The organism is Rhodoplanes roseus, assembly GCF_003258865.1.
Taxonomy (GTDB): domain Bacteria; phylum Pseudomonadota; class Alphaproteobacteria; order Rhizobiales; family Xanthobacteraceae; genus Rhodoplanes; species Rhodoplanes roseus.
In genome coordinates this window covers 1-9192 of sequence record NZ_NPEX01000237.1, presented here as the reverse complement: position 1 = coordinate 9192, position 9192 = coordinate 1, and the positions used below count along the sequence as shown (strand labels likewise).

The following is a 9192-nucleotide window of genomic DNA, read 5'->3' as shown; positions in this document are numbered from 1 at the left end:
CGGCGGCGCTGCGCGACGAGATCCGGGCCGCCGCCGCGGCGCGGCTCGGCTGCGCGGCCGACGAGGTGCGCATCGCCGACGGCCAGGTGAGCGGCCCGGCCGGCCGGCTGCCGCTCGCCGCCTTCGCCGGCGTCTCGGCCGAGCGCACCTACGTCAACAAGAAGCTCACCTACAGCTACGGCAGCCACGCGGCGCATGTCGCCGTGGATGTCGGCACCGGGCACGTGCAGGTGATCGACTACGTCACGGTCGAGGATGTCGGCCGCGTCATCAACCCGGCGACGCTGCACGGGCAGGTGCTCGGCGCCGTCGTGCAGGGGCTCGGCAGCGTCTTTCTCGAGCATCTCGTCTACGACGAGGACGCCCAGCTCCTCACCGGCTCGCTCGCCGATTATCTGCTGCCGACCGCGACCGACGTGCCGCGCATCCGCGGCATCTCGCTCGGCCTGCACCGCTGCCCCAACAATCCGCTCGGCGCCAAGGGCGCCGGCGAGGGCGGCCTGATCGCCACCGGCGGCGTCATCGCCAACGCGGTCGCGGCGGCGCTGCGGTCTCTGGCGGTCGAGCCCAATCACCTTCCGCTGTCGCCGCCGCGGGTGTGGCGGCTGATCGCCGACGCGCGCGCCGCGGCGGCTTCGCACGAGCCAGAACGGGGATCCTCATGACCACGCTGCCGCAGATCGGCATCCGGCTGCACGGCGGCCAGACCGCCTCGGCCTGTGTCGCGCTGGCGACCGCGGCCGACACGGCCGGCCTCTCGGGCCTGTGGTTCGCCGAGAACGCGTTCGCCCGCGGCATCCTGCCCGCCGCCGCGGCCTGCGCGCTGGCGACCCGCCGGATCGCCGTCAATGCCGGCGTGTTCAACCCGTTCAGCCGCCACCCGACCATGATGGCGATGGAGATCGTCGCCATCGACGAGCTGTCCAACGGCCGCGCCGGGCTCTCGATCGGCTCCGGCATCGCCTCGGCGGTGGCGAAGCTCGGCCTGAGCGCCGAGAAGCCGGTGCCGGCGCTGCGCGACACCGTGACGATCGTCCGCACGCTGCTGCGCGCCGAGGAAGTCGACCATGCCGGGCCCGCCTTCACGGCCCGCAAGGTCAAGCTCGACTTCGTGGCGCGGGCCGACATCCCGATCCTGCTCGCCGGGCGTGGAAATCTCACGGCGAAGCTCGCCGGCGAGGCGGCCGACGGGCTGATCGTCTCCAACATGTGCTCGGCCGCCTTCTCGGGCCGGGTCGCGGCGCTGATGCAGGAGGCGCGGCGGGCCGTCGGCCGGACCGGCGCCGCCCGTGTCGTCCAGTATCTGCCCTGCGCGATCCATCGCGACCGCGCCACCGCCCTCGCCGCCGCCAAGCGCGCGGTCGGCGCCATGGTGCCGGGCTTCTGGGCGCTCGGCCAGCGGCTCGCCTCGGCCAAGGATGCGCTGATGGACGGCACCGGCATCGGCGAGGACGACTTCGCGGCGGCGGCGGCGCGGCTGCGCGCCGGCGAGGATGCCGCGACCGTGCTGGACGAGCGCTTCACCGCCGCCTTCTCGATCGCCGGCACGCCCGACGATTGCCTGGCGGCCGCCGCGGCCTATGCGGCCGCCGGCGTCACCGAGCTGGCGCTCACCTTCGAGGGCGACGAGGCCATCGCCGACATCGGCCTGATGGGCGCCGCCCTGGCCGGCGCCGGGGCCGCGGCCGCCGGGGCGGGGCCATGACGGCGGCGAGCGGCAAGGTCGCGAGCCCGCGGGCCGCGGGGGAGAAGCCGGGCGGCGAGAACCAGTCGGTCGCCCGGGCGCTGGCGATCCTCGATCTGCTCGCCGGACAGCCCGAGCCGCTCGGCGTGCGCGAGATCGCCCGCCGACTCCGTCTCGCCCCGAGCATCGCGCAGCGGCTGATCAAGACACTGGCGAACGCCGGCTATCTCGAGCAGACCGACGCGACGCTGCGCTACATGATCGGCTACAAGGCCTTCCATGTCGGCAGCTCCTTCGTCGGGCAGAGCAGCCTGCACTCGGCCGTGATGCCGGAGCTCTACGTGCTCGCCGAGCAGGAGATCAGCGGCTTCCTCGGCGTGCGGCGCGACCGCAGCGTCGTCTATCTCGCCACCGTGCAGAGCGCCGGCCCGGTCGCCGTCAATCATCGTCCCGGCGCCCAGACCTATCTGCACTCGACCGCGATGGGGAAGGCGCTGCTCGCCGAGCTCTCCGACGACGAGGTGCGGATGCTGCTGGCGCACAAGCCGCTGCCCAAGCTGACCGAGCGGACCAAGGTGGCATTGCCGCAGCTCATCGCCGAGCTGGCGACCGTGCGCCGGCTCGGTTACGCGACCAGCGACCAGGAGAACCGCCAGGGCTTCTTCTCGGTGGGAGCGGTGGTGCGAGACGTCAGCGGGGCCGCGATCGCGGTGATCAGCGGCGCCGTGCCGACCGCCGGCCTCAAGCAGCCGGACCGCACCCGCATCGCCCAGCTCGTGCTGAGCGCCGCCCGCAACGCGTCGCGGAAGCTCGGCGCCCCGGCGGCCCGGGTGACTGCGGCGCGTTGATCTCCGGCCGCGTCACCGCCGCGCGGCGTGCACGGCGCCGAGGTGGTCGACGAGCCGCAGCGCCAGCGCGGCGAGCGCCAGGCCGGCCAGTGCGCCGAGCGAGTCGACAGTGAAATCCGACCAGCGGGCGTGCCGGCCCGGCGCCAGCGTCTGGATCAGCTCGACCGCCGCCGTGAAGGCGACGATCGTGATCACCTTGAGCCGAGGGTGGCGCGGGGTGGCCAGCCCGAAGGCCGCGCCGAGCAGCAGGAAGATCGCCGCGTGCTCGACGTTCTGCGAGGCGGCGACCGGCCGCAGGCCGGGCGGCACCACCGACAGCAGCACGATCGCGAGCGCGATCAGGGCCGCCGCGATCCGGCCGACCCGCTCGGCGAGACCGCGTACCGTTGCGACGTCCACCACGCTCACCGTGTCGCCCACCGTCCCCGTCACGTCCGTCCCGCCACGGGCCGACTCAGCTCCTCGGCGAGCGAGATGTACTCGGCGCCGATCCGATCCCAGCCGTAACGTTCCGCCGTGTCGCGCGCGCCGCGCCGCAGGCGGTCGCGCAGGGCCGGATCGCCGAGCACGCGCCGGACCTTCGCCGCGATGTCGGCGCCGTCGGCGGCGATCCGGAACCCGTTCACGCCGTCGTGGAGATAGTCCTCGATGCCGCCCACCGGCGTGGCAAAGACCGGCAGCTCGCTCGCCATCGCCTCCATGCAGACCAGCGAGAAGGTCTCGTAGGAGGTCGGGAACACGAAGGCGTCGGCGGCCGAATAGAACGACTGGACGTCGCGCCGCGAGCCGGCGAAGACCAGCCGGTCGCCCGAACGCTTCGCCTGGCGCCGGAACGGAGCCGGGTTCTCGGAGCCGACGACCAGCAGCCAGGTGTCCTCGTCCAGATGCTCTAGCGCCTCGACCGCGTGGGCGAGACCCTTGCGGTCGAACTCGTGGCCGACGAACAGCAGCAGCTTGGCGTCGCGCGGAATGCCGAACTCGTCCCGGATGGCGGCACCGGCCTGCGGATCGGGACGGAAGCGATGCAGGTCGATTCCGTTCGGGATGACGCGGATGCGCGAGGGCGGCACCCCGTAATGGCGCTGCAGCTCGTCGGCGACGCGCGACGACACCGCGACGAACACCCGGTAGCGCAGCCCGCCGATCATCCAGCGCTCGCGCGCCGCGACCCACAGATGGGTGGGATTGAGGAGCCAGCGCCAGCTTCCGGAGCGGCGCTTCTCGGCCAGGCTCTCGGCGTTGACGGCGTGCACCACCAGCACGTCGCCCAACAGGCTGTCGCCGTGGCTGATCACGACGGCGTCGCGATGGCGCCGCGCCGCCCAAGTCGCCGCGAAGGTGAACAGCGGCACCACCAGGGCGCGGCCGATGTGACGCAGCGCACCGCGGGTCGGGATGCGGGCGAGCCACGGGGCGACCCGCTCGATCATGGTCCTGCGGTCGACCATGGTGCCGACATTGCTGGCGATCACCGAGTTGGCGACGCCGGCGCGGCCGAACACCCCGGAGAGCTCGAGTGCGACGCTTTCGACGCCGCCGACCGAGCTCAGTTCCTGGACAATCTGGACGATTTGGAGTGTCATGGCGCGATGACCGGACAAGTTGACGGATGAGACGGACGTGTCGCGGCGCGGTCGCCGCGTTCCTGCTGGTGATGGCATCCGCTCTCCCTCAAGGCGGACCCGCCGCCGCGCAAGCCGGCCCGAGCGTCGGGCGCGGCGAGCCGGCCGCGCCGACACTGCGGTGGCGGACCGGCGGTGGAAATCTGGTGACGCATCTGGCCGGCAAGCCGGAGTCGCGGCAGCTCTATCAGGCGCTGCACGGCGTCGGCGCGATGCTGGGCCGGATGAACTCCTACGGTTGGCGCAACCTCGCGCGCCGGCCGACGCCGCGCGACTTCGACGCGGCAATGCGCGAGGCGCACCGCGCCGGCATCACGCCGGTCCTTCTGTTCGAGTACGACGGCAGCTATCAGGTCCTCGATCCGCCGCAGCCGATCGGCTCCTATGCCGACTGGTTCGAGGCCGGACGCGTCTATGCGCAGCGCTACCGGCCGGACGGCGAGTGGGGGCGCGAGAACGGCGTGCGCGGTTTCGGCGCCACCGTCTTCTCCGCCATCAACGAGCCGGACGTGCTGGCGACCATTCCGCACGCCGCCTATCACGACGCGCTCGCCGGTCTCGCCGACGGCGTCCACAGCGTCGATCCCTCGCTCAAGGTGGTGCCGGGCGGCTTCGCCACCTGCAACTCGCAGCGCGACCCGACGCTGCGCGGCTACGGCCCGGCCATCGCGGATCTGCTGGAGAGCGGAAAGCTCGACGGCATCGACCTGCACACCTACTACAATGCCCGCTGGTTTCCGCTGACGCGCGGGCGCGAGTTCTCGGCCCAGGACTGCTTCGACCGCGTCAAGGCGGCGATCGGCCTGAAGCGCGACGTGAACTTCTACGCCACCGAGTACAACATCGCGCGTGTCGAGGCGTGGGAGGATGGGAAGCTCGCGGCCAGCCTGTTCCTGACCGCGATCTGGGATCATCTCGGCGTCGTCGGGGCCGACCGCAAGCGGTCCGCCACCGTGCTGGCCTTGCCGTGGAATCTCGGCGACACGGTGCGGGTCGACGGTCCCGCCTATGCGATGGCCGACACCGAGAATCCGTGGACGCCGGACCCGCGCGCCGTGGTGTTGCGCACCGTGATGCAGCTCGCCGGCGACATGCGGTTCACTGCACTCGATCCGCTCGACACCGGCATGTTCCGCCTGGAGAGCGACGAGGCCATCCTGCTGGTCTGGCAGAACCGTCCGGGCTGGACCGACAAGCCGGGGCGCACCTGGACCGTCGACCTGCCCGACTGGGCCAGGACGGCCGAGCTGTGGGGCTTCGACGGGTTGCGCACCGTCTTCCCGGTTCATGGCGGACCAAACTCTGTCGACGTTGCTCAAGAGAACGAGACCTACATGTTGAGGGTGCCGCGACGACCTCGGTGATGCTCCTCGATGCGGCGCCGCGATCCTCGACCTCCGTCGTGATCAGGTGGCGTCACTCGTTGCCGGCGTATGAATGCGATACCGTCGTTTTCCCGCTACTTCCATTTTTATGCGATTTTTCACGAGAATTTGTCTCTGCCGCCGCCGCGATCCAGGACGTCGCGAGGGCCTGGGCCACCGCATCGTATGTAAACCGGGCTAGGACATTACCTCGGCCACCGGCCGATTTCTCGGCGCGCTCCGGTGGTGCTCCGGCGATCGAGTCGAGCGTCGTGGCGAGTGTCGCGGGATCGCTCTCGGGAACCACCCAGCCGCCGTCGCCGATGACGTCCGGGATGGCGCCGCAGGTCGATCCGATCACCGGCACGCCGCAGCTCTGCGCCTCGACGATGACGCGGCCGAACTGCTCACGCACCGCCTTGGTGGTGCGCGTCAGCAGGATCAGCGCGTCGAGACCGTGCATGAAGCGCGCGACCTCGGCAGGCGAGGCCCAGCCGCGCATGTCGACGCGCTCCGTCAGGCCGAGCGCCGCGATCCTCTCACGCAGGCGGGGCTCGTACGGCCCTTCGCCCAGGATCGACAGCGTGATGTCGGCGCGCGCCCGCGTCATCGCGTCGAGCGCGTCGTCGAGGCCCTTCTCCTCGACGAGACGGCCGACATAGCCGAGCCGTAGCGCCGACGTGCCGCTGCGGCGCGGCTCCGCGGCGGGCCGGAACGTGTCGAGATCGACGCCGTAACCGATCGGGCTCACCGGCCCTGTGTAGCCGCGGGCGCGCACCACCGCGGTCGCGTCCGGGCTGCGCGACAGCACGTGCGCGGTGTTGCGCAGCACGTGCCTGCGGATGCTCTCGAACGGCGGCGGCAGCGTCTTCAGGATGTTCTGGTCGACCTCCATCACCAGCGCGGCGCGACCCTTCAGCAGGCACGCCTGCAGCGCGACGACGCTCCACGGCTCTTCCCACAGATGGATCACGTCGGGATCGAGCCGTCGGATCAGCTTGCGCAGGCCGGGATAGAAATGCAGGTACCAGCCCATCGGTCCGGCCTTCGGAAGCCGGATCGGCATCACGTGCACGGTGACGCCGGGATCGTCCGGCGGATCGGCCGTGGTGGTGCGGCCGAACTGATGCCACGTCGCCGGCACGACCAGATGCACGTCGAGATCGTCCCGCGTCGCCAGCGGATAATAGCGGCGGCGCCCGACGTCACGGCTGACGGCGGGGTGCGCGATCGACAGGACGCGGAGCCGGCGGTTCTCAGACACGGCCGAGCACCCGGGCGGCGACGCCGCTCACGCCGGTGAGGTGCAGCTCGGCCAGCGCCAGATGCCGCTGCGCGCCGCCGAGCGTGACGCGCGGCAGGCGGAACACGTCCTGGCCGTGCCGCACCAGGCCCTTGCGGGTGGTGGCGCCGCTCTTGAAGCCGGCCTCGCGGACGATATCGAAGTCGCGCGGCCCGCAGTCGCCGGACCGGCCGTACGGGAAGGCGAAGTGATCGGCCGCGACGCCCAGTCTCCCCTGCAGCCGCTTCCGGCAGCCGTCGATCTCGGCGAAGGCCTCGGCGGCGGAGAGGCTGGAGATGCGGCGATGCGCCACCGTGTGGCCGCCGATCTCGACCAGCGGATCGTTCCGCACGGCCTCCAGCATGTCCCACGAGATGGCGTGCTTGCGATCCATCGCGTCCGCATCGACGCCGTTGTCGGCACAGAACTCCGCGTAGCGCAGCTCCGGCGTGTCCTGGTCCCAGGCCGCGGCGATCCGGTCGTAGGCGGCGCGCTTCGCCTCCGACGTCGGCACCGCGATGGTCTCGCCGCGAACCACGACCCGGTCGTTGTTCAGAAGCGTGTCCTCGAGGCCGGCCCAGCACATCGGCAGGGTGCCGTCGGGAATGCCGGTGGTGACGAACAGCGTCACCGGCACGCCGTGCCGGCGGAACAGCGGGATCACCTCCTCGAAGGTGTCGCGATAGCAGTCGTCGACCGAGAAGTTGACGAAGCGGTCGCCGGCGGTGCCGCGCCGCGTCCGGCGCATCGCCTCCTCGATGGTGACGATCGACCAGCCGGTGCGCTTCAGATAGCCGAGCAGCCGGTCCATGAAGGCGAGATCGAGATAGAAGTTGCGGTTGGGCAGCGTCTCCCAGCGGTCCGGGGCGGCGACGCGATGGAACGTGAACAGGCAGCCGCGTGAGCCGAGCACGGTGTCCACCAGGGCACCCACCGGGCGCACGAGGTTCTCGGCGCCGGGGCGCCGGGCGGGGGGCGCGGTGGTCGACGTCACCATCAGGTCCTCCTCGATCGGATCATGTGCGCTGTTCCGCCGATCAGCACGGCGATGAGCCGGCGGCTCGATCGCGCGGGGCATGCCGGGCGGCTCGTCGCGGGTCACGGCAGTGATCATGCGGCTTGCCGGGCGGTCGCGTGTGGCGCGGCCGAGGCCAGCACCACGAAGGTCCAGAACAGGAAGCCGAGCTCCCCCGAGGCGATGCTGGCGAGCGGCATCTGCGCCAGCCCGCCGGCGGCGAGCGCGCCGACCAGCACGGCCTCCCGGCGGCCGTCCTGCAGCGACGTCGCGATGGCGCGCCCGGCGGCCCAGACGAAGCCGGTGAGGCAGGCGAGGCCGCCGACGATCCCCATGGTGAGCCAGCAGGCGATGATCATGCCGTCGACCGGCATGGCGCCGGCCGAGCCGACGTCGGTGACCGTGAAGCCGACGCCGAACAGCGAGGAGTCCCACTGGCTCCACAGGGTGACGAATTCTTCGAGCCGCTCCTGCGCGCTGCCGTCCTGGCTGCCTTCGGAGAGCGAGGAGAGGCGCTCGCCGATCACATCGCCGAACGGCGTCATGGTCGCGGCCAGCACGGCGGCGGCGACGAGGCCGACCAGCACGACGGCGGCACGCCGCCGCGTCGTCGCGAAGGCGAGGCAGAACAGGAGCCCGACGGCGAGCGACAGCCAGGCGGTGCGGTACAGCGACAGCAGCAGGGCCAGCGCCGCCGGGCTGGCGAACACCAGCGTCTGCCAGCCCGGCCGCAGGAAGCCGACCAGCAGCAGTCCGACCGCCGTGAAGGTGGCGAAGCTCGCCGGGCCGTTCATGGTCGAGAAGGTGCGCACCCCGAACGGGATCGGCTGGCCGGCCGACATGATCGGCGCGAAGCTCATCCAGTAGCGGTCCCAGCTCGGCGGATCGACGTACTGCCAGATCCCGTAGAGGCCGATCAGCGGCAGGATCACCACGAAGGCGGCGGCGGCGCGGCGCACCAGCTCCTCGGGCTCGGCGGCGTCGATCAGGGCGGCCGCGTAGAACAGCGGCACCGACCATTTGAGCGCGCCCGAGGCGGCGTTCATCCAGTCGCCCTGGAACATCGACAGCACGGTGGCGTAGGCGACGCAGGCGCCGACCAGCAGGATGGGACCCATGCGGGCGTCGAGCGGTCGGTCGCTCTCCAGCCTGCGCAGGAGCTGCGGGAAGGGCGCGAGCAGCGCCAGCAGCGGGCCGACCAGCATGATGCCGGTCTGGTCGTAGCCGACCGACAGGTCGACGAGCCGGCGCACGAAGGGCGCGAAGGCGAACAGCACCAGGGCGGCCTGCAGGTGCTCGCCGGGGCTGCGCCGCCACGCGTACCATCCGGCCGCGCCGCAGCCGAGCACGAAGGCGAGCCGCGAGAGGCCGCCCAGG

9 protein-coding genes are annotated in these 9192 nt (G+C 71.8%); 4 read left to right on the top strand and 5 right to left on the bottom strand.

Annotation, left to right across the window (positions count from 1 at the left end):
- The 3 genes from CH341_RS24125 to CH341_RS24115 all read left to right on the top strand — a co-directional run.
- A partial coding sequence (locus CH341_RS24125) for a xanthine dehydrogenase family protein molybdopterin-binding subunit (RefSeq protein WP_146604600.1) occupies positions 1 to 665 on the top strand: 665 nt, incomplete at its 5' end.
- Positions 662 to 1705: an LLM class flavin-dependent oxidoreductase gene (locus CH341_RS24120; protein WP_111421529.1), complete on the top strand. Its 1044-nt coding sequence runs from the start codon at positions 662 to 664 to the stop codon at positions 1703 to 1705. The genes CH341_RS24125 and CH341_RS24120, both read left to right, overlap by 4 nt.
- Positions 1702 to 2532, top strand: coding sequence for an IclR family transcriptional regulator (locus tag CH341_RS24115; RefSeq protein WP_111421528.1), 831 nt, complete (start codon positions 1702 to 1704; stop codon positions 2530 to 2532). Before CH341_RS24120 ends, CH341_RS24115 begins: the two co-directional genes overlap by 4 nt.
- 12 nt (positions 2533 to 2544) lie before the next feature.
- Here CH341_RS24115 and CH341_RS24110 read toward each other — a convergent pair whose 3' ends face one another.
- Both CH341_RS24110 and CH341_RS24105 read right to left on the bottom strand, forming a co-directional pair.
- Positions 2545 to 2964 (bottom strand): VanZ family protein, encoded by a 420-nt coding sequence (locus CH341_RS24110; protein ID WP_245431227.1) that lies wholly within the window; start codon positions 2962 to 2964, stop codon positions 2545 to 2547.
- Positions 2961 to 4115 (bottom strand): glycosyltransferase family 4 protein, encoded by a 1155-nt coding sequence (locus tag CH341_RS24105; protein WP_111421527.1) that lies wholly within the window; start codon positions 4113 to 4115, stop codon positions 2961 to 2963. Before CH341_RS24105 ends, CH341_RS24110 begins: the two co-directional genes overlap by 4 nt.
- Before the next feature lie 26 nt (positions 4116 to 4141).
- Here CH341_RS24105 and CH341_RS24100 point away from each other — a divergent pair, with 26 nt between their 5' ends.
- On the top strand, positions 4142 to 5518 hold the full coding sequence (locus CH341_RS24100; protein WP_245431226.1) for a hypothetical protein: 1377 nt from the start codon (positions 4142 to 4144) through the stop codon (positions 5516 to 5518).
- Positions 5519 to 5570: 52 nt separating this feature from the next.
- Here the strand turns inward: CH341_RS24100 and CH341_RS24095 are convergent, their stop codons facing one another.
- From CH341_RS24095 to CH341_RS24085, 3 genes are all read right to left on the bottom strand, one after another.
- Complete coding sequence (locus CH341_RS24095) at positions 5571 to 6782, bottom strand: glycosyltransferase (protein ID WP_111421525.1); 1212 nt, start codon at positions 6780 to 6782, stop codon at positions 5571 to 5573.
- Positions 6775 to 7797: a polysaccharide deacetylase family protein gene (locus tag CH341_RS24090; RefSeq protein WP_111421530.1), complete on the bottom strand. Its 1023-nt coding sequence runs from the start codon at positions 7795 to 7797 to the stop codon at positions 6775 to 6777. Before CH341_RS24090 ends, CH341_RS24095 begins: the two co-directional genes overlap by 8 nt.
- A gap of 113 nt (positions 7798 to 7910) precedes the next feature.
- Positions 7911 to 9192 (bottom strand): O-antigen ligase family protein (locus CH341_RS24085; RefSeq protein ID WP_111421524.1); only part of this gene is annotated, 1282 nt, incomplete at its 5' end.

What these genes read in the sequence shown, in the direction of transcription:
- CH341_RS24100 (WP_245431226.1), top strand. Translation starts at nt 4,142, where the DNA reads ATGAGACGGACGTGTCGCGGCGCGGTCGCCGCGTTCCTGCTGGTGATG.
- CH341_RS24115 (WP_111421528.1), top strand. Translation starts at nt 1,702, where the DNA reads ATGACGGCGGCGAGCGGCAAGGTCGCGAGCCCGCGGGCCGCGGGGGAG.
- CH341_RS24120 (WP_111421529.1), top strand. Translation starts at nt 662, where the DNA reads ATGACCACGCTGCCGCAGATCGGCATCCGGCTGCACGGCGGCCAGACC.
- CH341_RS24090 (WP_111421530.1), bottom strand. Translation starts at nt 7,797, where the DNA reads ATGGTGACGTCGACCACCGCGCCCCCCGCCCGGCGCCCCGGCGCCGAG.
- CH341_RS24105 (WP_111421527.1), bottom strand. Translation starts at nt 4,115, where the DNA reads ATGACACTCCAAATCGTCCAGATTGTCCAGGAACTGAGCTCGGTCGGC.